The sequence below is a fragment of the Halomonas daqiaonensis genome, from assembly GCF_900109725.1.
Lineage (GTDB): Bacteria > Pseudomonadota > Gammaproteobacteria > Pseudomonadales > Halomonadaceae > Halomonas > Halomonas daqiaonensis.
The window spans coordinates 41,188-58,678 of the sequence record NZ_FOBC01000015.1; the positions used below are offsets into that span (position 1 = coordinate 41,188).

Genomic DNA, 17,491 nt, shown 5'->3' on the forward strand with positions numbered 1-17,491 from the left:
TGCGGGCACTTAGCCCTGCACCGACAGCAGGCTGTTGGCACGCTGAGCGTTTTCGTCGGCGGTGCTGATGACCTTGGTCTGCATCTCGTAGCGACGTGCCACGTCGATCATCGACACCATGGCATCCACGGCGCTGACGTTACTGCCTTCCAGCGCTCCGCTGACGAGACGCACATCCTCGTCGGCCGGCAAGGCAGCCGGTGCCTCATCCTCACCGGCAATGGGGCGAAAGAGGCCGTCGTCGCTGCGCGCCAGCTCTCCCTGCGGAGGGTTGACCAGCTTGAGGCGACCGACCGGCACCAGGGCATCGGGATCCTCGCCGGCGCCGATGGTACTGATGGTGCCATCCGCCCCGATGGAGACCTGGGCGCCCAGCGGCACCTGGATGGGTCCGCCCTCGCCCATCACCGGGCGACCGACGCTGGTCAGCAGGCCGTTGCCGTCCACCTGGAGATCACCACGGCGCGTATAGGCCTCATCGCCACCCTGCGCCTGTACGGCGAGCCATCCCTGGCCGTCGATGGCGACATCCAGGGCGCGACCGGTCTGGTTGATGGCACCGGTCGTCAAGTCCGCTCCCGGCGTGGAGGCGGCCACCGAGACGCGGGTTGGCAGTGCGCCATCACCCTGCACCGGCACGGCGCGCATGGCGTGCAGCTGGGCGCGAAAGCCGGCAGTATCCACATTGGAGAGGTTGTGGCTGACCACCGACTGCTGCTCCATGCTCTGTCGGGCGCCGCTCATGGCGGTATAGAGAATGCGATCCATGGGTGAGTCTCCGTCGACGCGATCAGCGCAGGTTGATGGCGGTCTGCAGGACCTCGTCCTGGGTCTGGATAGTCTTGGAGTTGGCCTGGTAGGCACGCTGGGTCACGATCATATTGACCAGCTCACGTGCCATGTCGACGTTGGAAGTCTCGATGGCACCGGACTCGATGGTGCCCAGCAACCCCGTGCCGGGAGGCCCGACCAGTTCCTGGCCCGATGCCTGAGTGGCGGACCAGACATTGTCGCCCTGGGGATTCAAGCCTTCCGGGTTGCGGAAGTTGGCCATGACGATTTGGCCGGCCGCAAGCGACTGTTCATTGCTGTAATTACGCACCACGGTGCCATCGTTTTCGATGTTGATGCCGACCAGTGTCCCAGAGGTGAAGCCGTTCTGGGTCAGGGAACTGGTGGTGGATGTGTTGCCGAACTGGGTGGAGCCGGCCAGATTCAGATCGAATGACAGGGCCGCGGGACCAGTGCCAAGTGGCGTCGTATTATTGTTGGCCACATTAATGGTAGGCGGCGTGCCTGGTGCAGTTAGGCCACCGTTATTATCGAAACTCAATGTAAAGTCGTTGGCTGCGTCATAGTAACCGTCCATGGCTACCTTGGCGTCCCAGGCGTTGGCAGCCGTCTTCTCGTAATAGACGCTGAAGTTTCGCGGGTTGCCCAAAGAGTCGTAGGCCGTAAAGTTATTGGAGAAGTGGTAGGGGACTTGCGTACCATCATCCATTTCCGCGGTATTCAGTCCCTGACCTGCCACTTCACGGGAATCCAGGTTGAAGGTGGTGGCCACCTGGGTGGTGGCGCTGGCCGGCATCTCGTCGGATGCCACTTGCAACACTTCCGGCTGGCCACCACCCAGCACCTCACCTGCCGCGTTGGCACCGTAGCCCATGATGCGCGCGCCCTGGGCATTCTGCAGATAGCCATCCGGCGTCATGGTCAGCTGGCCATTGCGCGAATAAACCACCTGGTCGGCCTGCTCGAACCGGAAGAAGCCCTGGCCGCTGATGCCCAGGTCCAGGTTGCGGCTGGTCGCCTCCAGGTTGCCCTCACTGAAGTCCTGCAGCACGGCGGACACCCGCGTGCCCAGGCCCACCCTGGAATTGGCGAAGACATCGGCAAACTGGGCGCTGCTGCTCTTGAAGCCCACGGTCTGCGAATTGGCGATGTTGTTGCCCTGGACGTCAAGGCTGGAGGCGGCGGCGTTCAACCCACTCAGTGCTTGTGAAAATCCCATGTCGTTATCCCCTGCGGATCATATTGCTGTTGTCTGGAGTGGGGCTGAGGCCCCTAGAGAATCTGCTTGACGTCGGCAATGCCGACCTGGCCGTAGATGGCTCCCAGGTCCAGCGAGAAGCTACCGTTATCGTCGACCGGCGTAATGCCATTGACCATGGCGTAGTTGAGGGTCTCGGCAGCCAGTGGCTTATCTCCTCGGGTGGCCTCGATGCTGACCTGATAGGCACCCTCTGCGGCCTTCTGGCCATCGCTGGTCAATCCATCCCAGCGGAAGGATTCCACGCCGGCAGAGACCGCCCCGATGTCATAGCGGTTGACCACTTCTCCGGCGCCGTTGGTGATGGTGACCTTGGCATTGTCGGCGGGGGCATCCAGCTCGATACCGAAGGGAGTGGTGTTCACTTCACCGCCTTCGCCATGGTTGAGCAGCACCCTGTTGCCAGGCACCAGCACGCCCTGGCCGATCAGCCCACTGGCCTGCAGCGCCTGGCCGGCATTGATCTGGCCGGTGATGTCCTTCAGGGACTGGTTGAGCTCCTCGATGCCGCTGACGGTATTGATCTGGGCCAGCTGCGAGGTGGTCTCGTTGTTGTCCATCGGGTTGAGGGGATCCTGGTTCTTCAGCTGGGTCACCAGGAGGGTCATGAAGTTATCACGCAGATCGCCAGACTGCTTCGCGGCCTGGTTCGCGGAAGGACCGCCGGCATTCAGGCTGTTGATCACGCTGCTGTCGATGGTGGTCGCCATATCGTTATCCCTCACCCAAGGTCAGTGTCTTGAGCATCAGTTGCTTGTTGGTGTTCATGACCTCGACGTTGGCCTGGTAGGAACGCGAGGCCGAGATCATGTTGACCATCTCGCCCACCGGATCGACGTTGGGCATGGTCACGTAGCCCTCCTCGTCCGCCAGAGGGTGACCCGGGCGATACTCCATGCGCATGGGAGAGGGATCCTCGACCACCTCGCGAACGCCAACGCCTCCGATGCCGTCACGTGACTGCGCGCGGGTTTCGAACATCACCTGCTTGGCTCGGTAGGCCTCGCCATCAGGGCCCGCCACACTGTCCGCGTTGGCCAGGTTGCTGGCGGTGACGTTCATGCGCTGTGACTGGGCGCTCATGGCCGAGCCGGAGATATCGAAGATGGAGAACATCGACATAGGGTCACTCCTGGGTTATTCGGGCTGCATGGCCTTCTTGAGGCCCTGGATGCGGCTGTTGAGAATCGTCAGCGCCGACTGGTAGCGCACCGAGTTGTCGGCGAACGCGGTGCGTTCGCGATCCATGTCCACGGTGTTGCCGTCGAGGCTTGGCTGGTCGGGCACCCGATAGAGGAGATCACGAGAGGCTCCTGGCATTGCCTGGCCGTCGATATGACGCTCGGACGTCCGCGACAGGGCCAGCCCGCCACCACTTCCGCCCTGCTTGACGGCTTTCTGCAGCTCGCCGGCAAAGTCCATGTCGCGGGCCTTGTAGCCCGGTGTATCAGCATTGGCGATGTTGCTGGCCAGCACCTTCTGGCGCTCCTGCCGCAGCCCCAGGGCCTGCTGATGGAAGTTCAAAGAGGCTTCGAGCCGATCGATCATTCCGGCGCTCCCCGAAAAGGTATGAGTCGACGATGGAGAATAGCCAAGCCCGTGTCATGACAAAGGGTCGAACAGCCGGCATTCGGGTAGCCAATTCAAGACTTCCACCACAAACGCAGTCGTTAGAATCGTGGTATCAGTCCCGACCCTGGCATCGACATGCTCCGACATTGCCTATCACCGCTCTCTGGCCGACACCTGGCCTCCCTCCTGGCGCTGCCCTTGCTGCTGCTGGCAGGGCCGAGCCATGGCGGGGAAAATGCCATGCTGACGAAGGTTCACGCCTTCCTCTTCGAGCAGGCCGCGACCTCGGGCGATGAAGACATCGTCATCGACGTGCATCCGCCCCGCGCCAGCCTGTCAGCCTGCGAAGACCCCACCCCCTTTCTGCCCAACGCCTCCTCACGTCCGGTCGGGCGCGTTTCGGTGGGCGTGCGCTGTGGCGACCAGGGGCGACAGGTGCGTTATCTTCAGGCCGAGATCCATGTCACCGGCAGTTACGTCGAGGTTTCCCGGAAGATAGAAGCCGGCGAGACTATCCGACCGGAGCACCTGGTCGAACGACAGGGAAGTCTGGGTCGACTGCCCCAACGGACCATCCTCGACCCCGACCAGGCGATCGGCCAGGAAGCCACCCGTCCGCTGGCCGCGGGCGTGACGCTGCAAGATCACCATCTGCGTCCGCGCCAGCTGGTCAAGCGCGGGCAACGCGTGGTCATCGAGGCTCAGGGGGCGGGGTTCCGGATTGCGAGGGAGGCCGAGGCACTGGAGCCGGGGGGCGAGGGAGAGCGTGTCCGCGTGCGACTCCCCGATCGCGAGATCCTCGAGGCAAGGGTCATCGGCGAGGGGCGCATGGCCGTGGACTTTTGAGCTCACCGGCAGCAAACTCGCCGCTGAAGCACACTCAGCGTTAAAGTTATCGAATCGACGGCCGATACCCTTTTCATCATCCCATCGGTCACGAGGCCATCATTGTGATAATCGACAACCACCATCCCCTGCCGCGTCCTGGCCAGGCGGAGCCGCGTGACGATACCCGCAAGATTCAGGGATCGGACCGCCCCCAGCAGCAGGATGCCGGCCCGTCTGCCACGACCCACCTGAGCCAGGGCGCTACGGATGCCAGCCAGGATATCGACACCGTGCGTGTCGAAGAGCTGCGAGACGCTATCCGTGACGGGAAACTGGACATCCGTGCCGACCGCATCGCCGACGGCCTGATCGCAAGCGTTCAGGACCTGCTGGGCAGCAAGGACGCCAACGGATGAGTCTTGACCGCCTGCTCGAGGAACAGCAGTCACGGCTCGGGGCACTGACCCGGCTGCTCGAGAATGAACAGGAGCAGCTACTGGGTGGCACGATCAATGGCGCTCATCTCGAGGAGATCGCACAGGAAAAGTCCCGCCTGCTACTCAGCCTCGAAGAAACCGAGTCGCGTCGTGCTCGGGTACAGAGCAGGCTGGGATATGCCACCGGCGGTGATGGTGCGCGCCAGGCGGCCGACGATGCGGGCTGTCTCGAGCAGTGGCAGGCCACCCTCGAGATGGCGGCACACACCGCCCGCCTGAATGACCGCAACGGTCGCCTGGTAAGCCTGCGCATGTCACACAATCAGCAGATGCTCAACTACATTCACCACATTGCCGAGAAGTCCGTGTATGCGCCTGACGGCCGCACGACATCAGGACAGAGGCGATTGAGCACGTCCGCCTGAACGCGCGACGACAACTGATCGACCCCCACCTGGGTGACCCTGCCTGTATTCCTGGATTAATGGGATAACTCTCGCTACTTACGCCTCAGCTCTGTGACCTCAGGACTCAGAGAGCACCTGCCGACCGGGAAGGTCTTCCAACCACGTTGCCAGTTCGCTGGCTGCCATCGGCGTGCCGAGCAGATTGCCCTGGACCTGATCGAGCCCCTTTTCCCGCGCTGCCGTGAGCTGTTCGACTGTTTCCACCCCTACCACGATGCTTTCCAGTTGCAGCGCTTTCAGGCATTGCGACAACGCGCTGAACGCCTGGCGGGCAAACGGACTGCTATCCGTCAGGCCATGCACCATCTCACGGCCGATCTTTCCCTGAGAGACCGGAAGCACCGCCAGACGAATCAGGTCCACGGGGGCACTGCCCAGGTTATCGACAACCAGACGAACCCCCATTCTGGAAAGACGACGCAACAGCAAGCTGTGGACGTCTGCCTGCTTGGAGAGCACCTGCCCATCGATCTCCAGGCTCAACCAGCTCAGTTCGCCAGACATCTGACGCAGGAAGCGATCGAGTGGACGGTCATCGAAGACCGTCTGCTCCAGCAGGCTTGCATCGAGATTGACCGATATCCTGAGGCCTGCCAGGGGCGCCTCCGCTGACTGCCAGCGCTGGTGCTGAGCCATCACCTGCTCGATGACCCAGCGATCGAGCCTGACCATCTGCGCCATTTCGGCCACCATCGGCAGGAAAGCGTCAGGCTGCAACACCCCCTGCTTCGGGTGTCGCCAGCGCACAAGGGCTTCGACACCGACACAGCAGCCGCTTTCCAGGTCAACCTGCGGCTGGTAGACCACATCGAAATGACGGTCGGGACTCAGCAGCGCTTCCTGCAGGCTGTGTCGAAGGGCCATACGCTTCGAGAGCATCCGCTTGAGCTCCCTGTCGAAGAACGTATGGCTTGCAGGACGCGCCTGGCCCAGCGCATGGTCAGCGTTGCCCATCAACTCCTCGGGGGTGTTGCCATCGTCCGGGTGCATGGCAATGCCGATGGACAGGGTAAGCAGTAGTGGCGGGCGTCCCAACTGGAACGGCGCCTCCATGGCTTCAAGACAGCGAAGTGCGGCCGCTTGCAGATTCTCGGGGGTAACCGGGTGCTCTATCAGCACGCCCCAGCGATCGTCACCGAGATAGGTGATGCTGTCCTCGCCACGCAGGGTACCCGTCAGCCGACGGCTTATCTGCGGCAACAGCGTCTGCATCACCGCCTCACCATAGGCCTGCCGGATATCATCGGCACGATCCAGTCGAATCAACAGCGTGGCCAGGCGCTGATCGTGTCGATCGGCTCGTTCAATGGCGTGATGCAGCCGGTCCTCGAAAACCCACTGGCTCGCGAGGCCCGTCTGTGGATCCGCGAACGGCGGAAATTCTCCGGACTGGCCCGCCCTGAGCTCCACGAAGGCCAGCATCCTGGCGACTCCCGCTGGAGCGGGCTCAGGGGTCATATCGGACATCAACACCATCCTGGACGACTCGATCCCCTCACTGGCCAGCCAGATGCGCTGCCACTGCTGGGTGGCCAGCTCAGAATTGCTTTCATAGGGAACCGGCAGCCATGACACCATGCGCATGATATCGGTCAACGGCTTGCCAACCAGATCCCCCTCTTTCATGCCGAGCAATGCGAAAAAACCCGGGTTAGCCCAGAGCACTCTGCCTTGTACATCGAGCACCACCATGGCCATCGGGGTATGCTCTACCACGAGCCGAGACAGCAAGGCAGGATGGTGCTCGAGGGTCGAGGCATCCGTCTCGGCCTTCCCGGAAGGTGATCGTGGCGGTGATCCAGCACCATCATCAGACATGGATAACTCCCGGGAAGGTCAAAGGCCGCAATGCATCATAGACTATAGAATATTCAGACGATCTTCAGGATATACACAACCCGATGTCGCATTCCCTTGGTCAGGGGCAGGGCCCGAGATCATTTCCGAGCAGAGCACCACCCGGCCCGGCCCGACACCCAAGTTATCGACCGCTGGGCGCCAGACTTGAGGCGCCGGGTAACACCATCTCTCAAGATAGCCGGAGAACGGCCGATAGCTGATTCAGGAGAAACCGGCTAGCAAGAGGGCAGGATGTCGCAGCAAGAGGATGGCTATACCCGCGTGGAGAGTCCCACCGAGATCGAAGCGATGCTGGAGGCCATGATCGAACCCGGCGGGGCATCGCTGCAGATCAGCAACCCAGGCAGCAAGCCACTCCCGGTTCTGGTCATGGAGCAGCACCCTGGTGAAGCCCTGGTGCTGGACATCAGTGCCATTCGTGAGATTGCCAGCGAGCTGAAACGTGGCCAAGAGTTCCAGCTCCTGGGCCAGGCCCAGGGCAAGATGCTGCGAACCCCCAGCCTGACAATGAACGAATGCCATGAGGTGGATGGGCGCCTGGTGTGCACCTGCCAATTCCCCGACAGCCTCGATGTGCTGCAGCGCCGTGAATCCTTCCGTGCCCGGCTCCGCCTGGGCATGGAAGTCGGTGCCATCCTTCGCGGCGAGGAAGGTGGATCGGTACAGGGAGATCTCAAGGACCTCTCACTGGAGGGCTGCCAGCTGGAACTAGCACTCTCTGCCGGTGCCTTGCTGGCTGACAACAACAGCCAGCCCATGGAGGTGGAGCTATGCTTCCCCAATGACACCCGATTCGCTATTCGCGCCTCACCACGGCACCAGAAGATGGATACCGAGCGTCAGGCCATGCTGGCCGGTTTCAGTTTCGACCACAAGACAGGCGAGGAAGAACGACAACTGTGGTTCTTCGTGCGTGAGATCGAACGTGAGTCAGCCCGCTATGCCGAGGGCAGCGAGGCGTCACGCCTGCCGTCACTGCTTTTCCAGACAAGTACCTCCACACCGCCTGCGGTGGGACGACGCAATACCCAGGAATATCCCACGCCCATGGCCAGGCGGTTGGCACGCATCGCCGGCTATCTGGATGCTCAGCTGCTCGAGCTACAGCAAGGCGGGGAAGTGGACTCGGTGCAGTTGTCGCGACATGCCGACCGCCTCTTGCTGCTTCATGACGAGGACCGAGACGGCCTGCTCTTCGCAACACGCTGCCTCCAGCACGAACCGCGACTCATCCGCCACAGCCTTGGAGTAAGTGTCAGCCTGCTGGACCTGGCCGGCCTGTCAGCCATTCCCCGCAAGCTGTGCAAGGCCATGGTGGCCAGTGCCATGGTGCATGATCTGGGCAAGGCACTGCTGCCCATCGAGCTCTCCAGGGCGTCCCATCTCGATGATAACCAGCGCCAGCAGATGCAGGGTCATGTGGACGAATTGATGCGCCGCATGGGGCGCTGCCACTGGCTCTCTGCCAATATCCTCGAGTCGGTGGCACACAACATCAATGAACGCCTGGACGGTAGCGGCTATCCCCGCGGCCTGGCCGCCGACGACTTGCACGAACTGGCACGAGCCGGTGCGGTGGTGGACGTGGTCGATGCCATGCGGCGTGACCGGCCGGATCGCCCCGCCTGGCGAGTCGACGCCATCTACCGCCATCTCCTGAACCACCCTGAGCAATTCGACCAGCGTTGGGTCAAGCGCTACATCAAGCATTTCGGCCTCTATCCGATTGGCTGCCTGGTTCGCTTCGATAGCGGTCAACTGGCATGGATCCAGGCACTCGATACACAAAGCCGACCCAGCCAGGTCCAACTGACCGACTCCCCCGAACCTCCCGGTGAGGGACTGGGCGACATGCGTCAAGGAACTGCCATTCAAAGGCTCGGCAATATTCAGGAAGAAGTCCCCGTTTCAACCTAAAGTCGCCGCCACACTTGCCGATAATTGGAAATAACACATCTGACGGGGGCTGTTCGTTGTTACATCCGTCCCGATCCTTGTCAGACTATGCGTTGTGACGGTACTTCAGACATTGGCATCAGGACGATGCCGCACCAGACAGGAGTAAGATAGCCATGAGTGCCATGCGAGGAGCGGCTGCCTACGGCCGCGGCGCCAGTGCCTATGCCAAGGTCGGAGTAGAGAGCGGCGTGATGTCTGCCAGCCCGCACCAGTTGATCGTGATGCTCTTCGATGGCGCGCTGGCCGCCATACGCACCGCACGCATCCATCTCCAGGATGGCAACTCGGCCGAGAAGGGCAAGACGATCTCCAAGGCTCTGGATATCGTCAATAACGGCCTGTTGGCCGCCCTGGATGGGGAACGTGGTGGCGAGATCGCCGAGCGCCTCGCCTCGCTCTATGAGTATGTGACGCGCCTGCTGCTGGCGGCCAACCTGCATAACGATGTCGAAAGCCTCGATCAGGCAGAGACACTGCTGAACGACATCGCCTCGGCGTGGCGAGACATCGGCGACCAGGTGGCAAGGGGCTGATCATGGGACATGGCGGAGAGCCGAGCAGCCAGCAGGCACTGGTCGAAGGGTATCAGGCACTGCTGTCACGCACACGCACCATGCTGGCCTCGGCGCATGATGCCGATTGGTCGGCACTGGTTGACCAGGAAGGCGAGTATGTCATGCAGGTGGAACGCCTGGCACGACTGGATGCCGAGCTCCACCTGGATGCCGATCACCAACTCCACAAGGCGCAGCTGCTGGAGCAGATCCTGGAAAATGACCTCGAGATACGCGAACGCTTGATCGAGCGACGTGACGAACTCGGCAAGCTGATCGGCACGACCCAGCGCCAACGGAGTGTTAGACGCGCCTATGGCGCCGGAGAGAAAGCATCAACGTCGCCTATTGATATGCGGCTTACCAAGAGATCCCCGTGAGTGGCATAACTCCCCTACTGGATACTCTGCTACACCAGGTGTTGGGCAAACGGGTCGACACCCCGCCCGCCCGAGACCTGAACCAGCCCGTCAAGCCAACCTCTCCGGCAGATGCGCCAAAAGCCCTGCACAGTGACTCGCGGCTCGACGCCCGGACCAACCCGTCTCCTTTGCCGGAGCTCGGGCGAGCTTCACGGGAGCTTCCGGATACCGCATCAAGGCCCGCACAACCGTCGGGCCACCCCTCCACCTCGGCCCAGACCCACTTCAGTAACTCGGCACGAACCATCGCCGACCTGCTCGTCCGCTTTCCCGCACCACCCTCCATCGTGACGACCCCGACGCCGCTGATGGCGTCGGGGCAAACACCGGACCCAGCCATGGTGGCGACCCGCCTGGAGGACAGTATCCGCCATAGCGGGCTCTTCTATGAGTCGCACCTGGCTCGCTGGTACAAGGGAGAACTCCCGCGCCATCAGCTCGAGCGGGAACCTCAGATGTGGCGCACCCTGACTTTGACGCCTTCGGGCACAAGCCAGGGGGCAATACCCTCGGGGAGTCTCGCCGGCGCCCGTGACACGCCCTTCCTGCCAGCACCGCCATTTACCCAGGGTGGCCGCGCCGCCGCCCCCTCACAGATGACCAACCTCCAGGCCACACCCTCGACGGCGTCAGCCACAGCCTCCGCTCAAGCCGCCTCTCCCGCTGTTCCGCAGGCTTCCCCAGACAACCCCAGCGCTGCCATCACCCGCGACCCCCTTCCCGAGGCTACCCAGCGTCATCAGGCAAGCCACCCTGTCCAGGAGAGCCTGCAGGGAATCGTCCGCCATCAGCTCGAGATGCTGGTGACACCGGCACTGCGCTGGGAAGGTGATGTGTGGAGTGGCTTGTTCATGGCCCTGATGATCCAGCTGCCGCCCGGACACCAGGACCGTTCTGGTGCCGAGGATGCCGACCAGCAGCAGAGCAACGCCGAACAACAAGGCTGGCGCTCAGAGATCGATCTGGACGTTGCCGGCCTGGGACGCTTGAAGGCCTCGCTATGGATGAACGCCAATAGCGTGGAAATCGACCTACGCGTTGCACATGACCCGTCTCGTCAAGAACTCGAGAAAGGCCTCGACAGCCTGAGGTCTCGACTGGCCGGACACGGCTTCGAGGAGATCAAGGTCGACCTGAACCGGCTTGACGAGGAACAGACGTCATGACGAGCAAGGACCAGGAGGAGCGACGTCAGGCCGTTGCCCTGGCCTATCACGACAGTGATGGCGCACCGCGGGTCGTCGCGCAAGGCTATGGCGAGCTCGCCGAACGCATCATCTCGGAAGCCAGGCGCCAGGGGATTCACGTCCATGATGCACCAGAGCTGGTCGGCTTGCTGATGCAGCTGGACCTCGACGAGGCGATTCCGCCACGACTCTATCAGGTCATTGCGGAGCTGCTGGTCTGGGTATACGAGCTCGCTCCAGAAGCCTCCTCGGACAAGACACGTACGTGAAAGACTATCCGACAGTTAATATTTTGCCTTTTAATGTAAATATATGTAACTTCCTAAATTTAATTTAACTTCCCGGCTACAGCTCCACTAGCATGATTTTTCTCACCTTTTCTCATCAGGATTTCCACTGACCCTTGTCCGGTTGGACAGGGTACCCCTTGAGGCCGATTGCATCTATTGCTCAACCACTGACAATGGGTTCAATCGAGTAGTGCTCGACTCGACAGCGGAAAGCGAGCACAGGCAACGATAAACCTCTCATGGCGAAGGCCATGCCAAAAGGCTTGCCAGCCGAGCGGGGAACCATGAAAACCAATAGCTTGATCGACGAGATCCACGAGATGAATCTCGCCTACCTCCTGCTTGCCCAGCGACTGATCAGCGAGGATCGATCCACGGCAATGTTTCGTCTCAAGATCGACGAGGAGATGGCGGATCTTATCCAGGAGCTCAATGCTCGCCAGTTGACCCGCCTGTCACGCGTCAATCAGCTGCTCTGCCACTTCGGGCACGACAGCGCTGAACAGTTACGCCAGTTGACCCAGAACCCCCGGGAACAGGGCCTCACACAGTTTCATGCCTCCCTGCTGATGGCATCTCGTCCGGCGGCCTCATCCGCTGCGGAGGGATAGGCATGTCCAACAAGAGCCTGCTACTGGAAATGCAACAGGTGCACCTGGCCATCGATCTGATCGAGCTCGGTGCGCGTCTGCAGGTCCTGGAAACAGAAACCGACCTGAGCCGGGCCCGCCTCATTCGACTGTTCAAGGAAGTGCGCGGCATGTCGCCTCCCAAAGGGATGCTGCCCTTCTCCACGGACTGGTTCATCACCTGGATGCCGAACATCCACTCATCGCTCTTCTACAACACTTTTCTGCGCCTGCAGGAAGATCAGGGTTGCGAGCGAATGGAGGCCTTCATCAAGGCCTATCGGCTATATGCGGAACAGGTGGAGACCGACGGCACCGATGCCGTACTGGGCCTGACCCGCGCCTGGACACTGGTACGCTTCTTCGAGAGCGATCTGCTGCAGCTCTCGGCCTGCACCCGTTGTGCCGGCCACTTCGTGGCGCATGCCCACAGCCCGACCCGAGACTATGTCTGTGGCATCTGCCAGCCTCCCTCTCGTGCTGGCAAGACCCGCAAGCGTCAGCAAACTATGGTCGAAAGCGTTCACGCCGAAGCGCCATCGAAGCACCACCTGGCCTGAACCGCCTCTGGCTTGAGCCATTGTCAGGCCTGGATCACCTTCACGCCTGACACCGCGGGGACAGAGTTTCCCCGCGGCCACGCACCACAAGTTTTCCCACCTCCCTCAAGTCTCGCCCGAGACAGCCGATATCCGATGCAGGACATCATTCATCGCCTTGCTAGGGGATACCGGCCGTGCTGATACCCATCGGATACCTTGTCGTCATCTTCTCCGTGTTCGGGGGCTTCGCCCTGGCGGGCGGACACCTGGGCCCGCTCTTCCAGCCAACGGAGTTCTTGATGATCGGCGGCGCCGGCATTGGAGCCTTCATCGCCGCCAACAACGGCAAGGCCATCAAGGCCACCTTTCGTATCTTTGGCCGGCTTCGGCGCTCCAACAAGTATGACAAGTCGCTCTACATGGAGCTGATGGCACTGCAGTACAAGATACTCTCGAAGATTCGCCGCGACGGCATGCTGGGTATCGAGCGCGACATCGATAACCCCGGGGAAAGCACGCTATTCAACGAACACCCCCGAGTTCTCGCTGACCCCATGATCATGGCCTTCCTCACCGACTACCTGCGCCTGATGGTGAGCGGAAGCATGGAGCCCATGGAACTCGACGAGCTGATGCTCCACGAGATCGAGGTTTTCGAACAGGAAGCCCACATCCCCGCCGATGCCATTGCCAAGGTAGGGGATGCCATGCCGGCCTTCGGTATCGTTGCCGCGGTGATGGGGGTAGTGAAGGCGCTGAGCACTGCCGATGCGGCACCCGATGAGATGGGGCAGATGATTGCCCATGCCCTGGTCGGTACCTTCCTGGGCATCCTCGCCGGCTACGGCTTCGTCAACCCTCTGGCGAGCCGTGTCGAGCGGCAGGCGAAAGAGGTGGAGAAGATCCTCCAGTGCATGCGGGTCACCCTGCTGGCCAGCCTGCATGGGTATGCGCCACAGCTGGCCGTCGAGTTCGGACGCAAGGCCCTGCATACCGAAGAACGCCCAGGCTTCTCCGAGCTGGAAGACTACGTTCGCAATGCCAAGGCAGGTGAAGGCCGCGCATGAGCGAGAATCGCCGACCCATCATCGTACGCCGCAAGAAGATCGTTCATCGGCACCACGGTGGCAGTTGGAAGATTGCCCTGGCGGATTTCATGACGGCCCTGATGGCGCTGTTCCTGGTCATGTGGATCCTGTCTCAAGCCAACCAGGAAGAGCGCGAAGCCGTTTCCGAATACTTTCGCACTCCCCTGGTTACCGCCATCACCGGCGGAAGTGGCTCAGCACAAAGCGCCAACGTGATCCCGGGTGGCGGACCCGACCCGGTGCATTCGGAGGGCGAGCGGGCACGCATCGATCTGCGCACCCAGACACGCCCCAGCGAACAGCAGCGCAGAGCCTTTCGTGATCTTCAGCAACGCATCGAGACGGCCATCGATGCCGACCCGGATCTCCGACAGCTGCGCCAGCAGATGCGCTTCGACATGACGCCGGAGGGCCTGAGAATCCAGCTGCTCGACACCGAGCAGCGCCCGATGTTCGACCTGGGCAGCGACCGGGTCGCCCCCTACATGCGTGACCTGCTGCGCACCATGGCTCCCCTGCTCAACGAGCTGCCCAACGATCTCAGCATCAGCGGCCATACTGACAGCATCGCCTATCTGAACGGCTACCGGGGCTACAGCAACTGGGAGCTCTCCAGCGACCGCGCCAATGCGTCGCGCCGCGAGCTGGTCAGCGGCGGCCTGGAGCCCAGCAAGCTGCTGCGCGTCTCTGGCTTCGCTGACCGGGTCCCCATGCCGGACACCGAGGCCAGCGCCCCGATCAATCGCCGCATCGAACTGCTGGTGCTTTTCCGCCACGTCTCTGACCGCATCCGCTCACCAGGTGTGCTCAACGGAGCGGGAACCCCATCACCGATCAGCCGGCAACCGACCCAGCAGGTCGATGCGGCGCCGGCGGTGCGATTCACCAGAAGCCTCAGGCAGGCCTTGGGTACACAACAACCGGAGCCCTGAGGGGCGACAACCATTCCAGGGTGGGGACACGCGCATGGATATCACCGATTTCTATGACACCTTTTTCGAGGAGGCGGAGGAACTACTGGCCGACATGGAGCGCCACCTTCTCGAGATCGATCTCGAGGAACCGGACGCCGAGCAGCTCAATGCGATCTTCCGCGCTGCACACTCGATCAAGGGAGGGGCCGGGACCTTCGGCTTCGAGGTGTTACAGAAGACCACGCACCTCTTCGAGAACCTGCTTGATCATACGCGCCGCGGGGAACTGACCCTACGTCGGGACATCGTCGACACCTTTCTGGAAACCAAGGACATGCTGCACGATCAGCTGGACGCCTACCGAAACGAGGAAGAGCCGGACCAGGCGGCCTTCACGCGAATCTGCCAGACCCTGCAACAGCTGGCCCGTGAGGAAATCGGCCAGGAACTCGAGGAAGCGGGCGGCGCGTCGGGGGGAGCAGTCAGCAGTGCGCCCACTGAACCATCCGAGCCACAACATCCCGACGAGCCCTGCGCCGACAGCGATGCTGCTGAAGCCCCGATGGGTGAACAAGTGCTGGCCGTCGCCCTGCTGAATGTCGGCGAGAAGGACCGTGGCCTGCTGGTGGAAGAGCTCGGACAGCTGGGGACGGTCCAGGACCAGCAAGGCGACGAGACCTGCTACGAGGTCAAGCTCCTCACCAGCGTCAGCCGTGACGACATCGAAGCCGTGATGTGCTTCATCGTCGAACCCGAACAGCTTCACATCCGTCCAGCCGAGGACGAGGAGAACATCCCGGACACGCCACTACACGCGTCCCAACAGGCGAAATCCCTCAAGCCCTCTGCCGCCAGTCCGAAAGCCTCCGAGACCTCCGGCCAATCCGCTACCGACAACTCGAGGGAGGACGGCAAGGCCAGGACGAAGAAGGCCAAGGCGGGCGGCGAATCCAGCTCGATCCGGGTGTCGGTGGACAAGGTGGACCAGATCATCAACCTGGTGGGCGAGCTGATCATCACCCAGTCGATGCTCGACCAGACCGTCAGCGAGCTGGATGGCGTCAAGGATGGCGGCCTGCTGAATGGCATGAGCCTGCTGCAGCGCAATGCCCGGGACCTGCAGGAAGCGGTCATGTCCGTGCGCATGGTCGCCATGGATTATGTGTTCAGCCGTTATCCTCGCCTGGTACGCGACCTGGCCAGCAAGCTCGAAAAGGAGATAGAGCTGGTCACCGAGGGCGAATCCACCGAGCTCGACAAGAGCCTCACCGAACGCATCATCGACCCGCTTACCCATCTGGTGCGCAACAGCCTCGATCATGGCATCGAGGATCCCGATATCCGTGAGGCGGCCGGCAAGCCGCGAACCGGCCGTCTGACCCTCTCGGCCCAGCATCAGGGCGGCAATATCCTCATCGAGGTGATCGACGACGGTGCCGGCCTCGACCGCGACAGGCTGCTCGCCAAGGCCAGGGAAAGCGGCCTGTCGGTCTCCGACACCATGAGTGACGACGAGGTGTGGCAGCTGATCTTTGCTCCCGGTTTCTCCACCGCCAAGGAAGTCAGCGATGTCTCCGGTCGCGGCGTGGGCATGGATGTGGTCAAGCGCAACATCCAGGGCATGGGGGGGCATGTCGAGATCATGTCTCGCAAGGGACAAGGCACCACCACACGTATCGTTCTGCCACTGACCCTGGCCATCCTCGATGGCATGTCGATCAAGGTCGGTGGTGAGGTCTTCATCCTGCCGCTTTCCACCGTGCTCGAATCCCTGCAGCCATCCCGTGAGGACCTGTATGCCATGGCCGGCGACGACGTGGTGCTCAAGGTCCGCGATGAATATCTGCCCGTGGTGGCCGTCCATGCAGCACTGGACGTGGAAGGCGCCAAGACGGAGCTGAACGAGACCATCGCCGTGATCGTTCAGGGCGAGGGGCGTCGTTATGCCCTGCTGGTGGACGACCTGATCGGCCAGCAGCAGGTGGTGGTGAAGAACCTGGAAACCAACTATCGCAAGGTGCCGGGGGTTTCGGCGGCCACCATCCTGGGCGACGGCAGTGTGGCCCTGATCCTGGATATCGCCGACCTACATCGCCTGAGCCGTGCCAAGAAGGAGGCCCAACGTCCAAGGCGTGCCTCCACTGATTACGAGACATTGTTTCGAAAAGAGGAAGAACCGTCATGACCCGCCTGTCACAACATGCCGACTATGCCGCATCGGAGGCCCAGAACCGTGAATTCCTGGTGTTCTCTCTGGGTGAGGAAGAGTACGCCATCGACATCCTCAAGGTGCAGGAGATCCGGGGCTACGAAAACGTCACGCGTATCGCCAATGCGCCAGAGTTCATCAAGGGCGTGACCAACCTGCGTGGGATCATCGTGCCCATCGTCGATCTGCGCATCAAGTTCCATCTGGACAAGGTCGAGTACGGCGGCCAGACCGTGGTGATCGTGGTCAATGTCGCTGATCGCGTGGTGGGTATCGTGGTCGATGGCGTCTCCGACGTCATGACCCTCACGCCCGAGCAGATCAAGCCGGCCCCCGAGTTCGGCGTCACCCTGTCGTCCGACTTCCTCAGCGGGCTGGGCAGCCTCGAGGACCGCATGCTGGTGCTGGTCGATATCGACAAGCTGCTCACCAGCGAGGAAATGGCCCTGGTCGAGCGTACCAGCGCATAAGGCATGCCCACGC

Annotated in this window: 20 protein-coding genes; 14 read left to right on the forward strand and 6 right to left on the reverse strand. The window is 61.9% G+C overall.

The window, feature by feature from the left end; genetic code table 11:
* Positions 1-9: 9 nt before the first annotated feature.
* From flgF to flgB, 5 genes are read right to left on the reverse strand one after another with little or no spacing between them, the layout of a single operon-like run.
* On the reverse strand, positions 10-768 hold the full coding sequence (gene flgF, locus BMY30_RS12455) for a flagellar basal-body rod protein FlgF (RefSeq protein ID WP_089714183.1): 759 nt from the start codon (positions 766-768) through the stop codon (positions 10-12).
* Between the two features lie 22 nt (positions 769-790).
* Positions 791-2,011 carry a flagellar hook protein FlgE gene (gene flgE / locus BMY30_RS12460; RefSeq protein WP_089714185.1) on the reverse strand — a complete coding sequence of 407 codons (1,221 nt, stop codon included), beginning with the start codon at positions 2,009-2,011 and terminating at the stop codon, positions 791-793.
* Between the two features lie 53 nt (positions 2,012-2,064).
* Positions 2,065-2,760, reverse strand: a complete 696-nt coding sequence (flgD, locus tag BMY30_RS12465) for a flagellar hook assembly protein FlgD (RefSeq protein ID WP_089714187.1) — start codon at positions 2,758-2,760, stop codon at positions 2,065-2,067.
* A gap of 4 nt (positions 2,761-2,764) precedes the next feature.
* Positions 2,765-3,172 carry a flagellar basal body rod protein FlgC gene (gene flgC, locus BMY30_RS12470; RefSeq protein WP_089714189.1) on the reverse strand — a complete coding sequence of 136 codons (408 nt, stop codon included), beginning with the start codon at positions 3,170-3,172 and terminating at the stop codon, positions 2,765-2,767.
* Positions 3,173-3,187: 15 nt separating this feature from the next.
* Complete coding sequence (gene flgB / locus BMY30_RS12475) at positions 3,188-3,598, reverse strand: flagellar basal body rod protein FlgB (protein WP_089714192.1); 411 nt, start codon at positions 3,596-3,598, stop codon at positions 3,188-3,190.
* A gap of 264 nt (positions 3,599-3,862) precedes the next feature.
* Between flgB and flgA the strand changes: the two genes are divergently transcribed.
* The 3 genes from flgA to BMY30_RS12490 all read left to right on the forward strand — a co-directional run bounded on the left by flgA (position 3,863) and on the right by BMY30_RS12490 (position 5,312).
* On the forward strand, positions 3,863-4,468 hold the full coding sequence (flgA, locus tag BMY30_RS12480) for a flagellar basal body P-ring formation chaperone FlgA (protein WP_244516200.1): 606 nt from the start codon (positions 3,863-3,865) through the stop codon (positions 4,466-4,468).
* A gap of 104 nt (positions 4,469-4,572) precedes the next feature.
* The gene (flgM, locus tag BMY30_RS12485; protein ID WP_089714196.1) at positions 4,573-4,866 is read left to right on the forward strand and encodes a flagellar biosynthesis anti-sigma factor FlgM; all 294 of its coding nucleotides are present in this window, start codon (positions 4,573-4,575) and stop codon (positions 4,864-4,866) included.
* Complete coding sequence (locus BMY30_RS12490; RefSeq protein WP_089714198.1) at positions 4,863-5,312, forward strand: flagella synthesis protein FlgN; 450 nt, start codon at positions 4,863-4,865, stop codon at positions 5,310-5,312. The genes flgM and BMY30_RS12490 overlap by 4 nt, the downstream gene beginning before the upstream one ends.
* 99 nt (positions 5,313-5,411) lie before the next feature.
* Here the strand turns inward: BMY30_RS12490 and BMY30_RS12495 are convergent, their stop codons facing one another.
* Positions 5,412-7,172: an EAL domain-containing protein gene (locus BMY30_RS12495; RefSeq protein ID WP_089714200.1), complete on the reverse strand. Its 1,761-nt coding sequence runs from the start codon at positions 7,170-7,172 to the stop codon at positions 5,412-5,414.
* Between the two features lie 273 nt (positions 7,173-7,445).
* On the opposite strand from BMY30_RS12495, the gene BMY30_RS12500 reads away from it, so the two are divergent.
* From BMY30_RS12500 to cheW, 11 genes are all read left to right on the forward strand, one after another.
* On the forward strand, positions 7,446-9,131 hold the full coding sequence (locus tag BMY30_RS12500) for an HD domain-containing phosphohydrolase (protein ID WP_089714202.1): 1,686 nt from the start codon (positions 7,446-7,448) through the stop codon (positions 9,129-9,131).
* Positions 9,132-9,286: 155 nt separating this feature from the next.
* Positions 9,287-9,706, forward strand: a complete 420-nt coding sequence (gene fliS, locus BMY30_RS12505; protein WP_089714204.1) for a flagellar export chaperone FliS — start codon at positions 9,287-9,289, stop codon at positions 9,704-9,706.
* Between the two features lie 2 nt (positions 9,707-9,708).
* Positions 9,709-10,107, forward strand: a complete 399-nt coding sequence (gene fliT / locus BMY30_RS12510) for a flagellar protein FliT (RefSeq protein WP_089714205.1) — start codon at positions 9,709-9,711, stop codon at positions 10,105-10,107.
* Complete coding sequence (fliK, locus tag BMY30_RS12515; protein ID WP_089714207.1) at positions 10,104-11,315, forward strand: flagellar hook-length control protein FliK; 1,212 nt, start codon at positions 10,104-10,106, stop codon at positions 11,313-11,315. Before fliT ends, fliK begins: the two co-directional genes overlap by 4 nt.
* On the forward strand, positions 11,312-11,605 hold the full coding sequence (locus BMY30_RS12520; protein ID WP_089714209.1) for an EscU/YscU/HrcU family type III secretion system export apparatus switch protein: 294 nt from the start codon (positions 11,312-11,314) through the stop codon (positions 11,603-11,605). The genes fliK and BMY30_RS12520 overlap by 4 nt, the downstream gene beginning before the upstream one ends.
* A gap of 305 nt (positions 11,606-11,910) precedes the next feature.
* Positions 11,911-12,237: a flagellar transcriptional regulator FlhD gene (gene flhD / locus BMY30_RS12525; RefSeq protein WP_089714278.1), complete on the forward strand. Its 327-nt coding sequence runs from the start codon at positions 11,911-11,913 to the stop codon at positions 12,235-12,237.
* Between the two features lie 2 nt (positions 12,238-12,239).
* Positions 12,240-12,815 (forward strand): flagellar transcriptional regulator FlhC, encoded by a 576-nt coding sequence (gene flhC / locus BMY30_RS12530; RefSeq protein ID WP_089714211.1) that lies wholly within the window; start codon positions 12,240-12,242, stop codon positions 12,813-12,815.
* 176 nt (positions 12,816-12,991) lie between these two features.
* Complete coding sequence (gene motA / locus BMY30_RS12535) at positions 12,992-13,864, forward strand: flagellar motor stator protein MotA (RefSeq protein WP_089714214.1); 873 nt, start codon at positions 12,992-12,994, stop codon at positions 13,862-13,864.
* Entirely contained in the window at positions 13,861-14,817 is a 957-nt protein-coding gene (gene motB, locus BMY30_RS12540; RefSeq protein ID WP_089714217.1) for a flagellar motor protein MotB, read from the forward strand. The genes motA and motB overlap by 4 nt, the downstream gene beginning before the upstream one ends.
* Positions 14,818-14,851: 34 nt before the next feature.
* Positions 14,852-16,984: a chemotaxis protein CheA gene (gene cheA, locus BMY30_RS12545; protein ID WP_089714219.1), complete on the forward strand. Its 2,133-nt coding sequence runs from the start codon at positions 14,852-14,854 to the stop codon at positions 16,982-16,984.
* Positions 16,981-17,478 carry a chemotaxis protein CheW gene (gene cheW / locus BMY30_RS12550; RefSeq protein ID WP_089714221.1) on the forward strand — a complete coding sequence of 166 codons (498 nt, stop codon included), beginning with the start codon at positions 16,981-16,983 and terminating at the stop codon, positions 17,476-17,478. The genes cheA and cheW overlap by 4 nt, the downstream gene beginning before the upstream one ends.
* Positions 17,479-17,491: the final 13 nt, after the last annotated feature.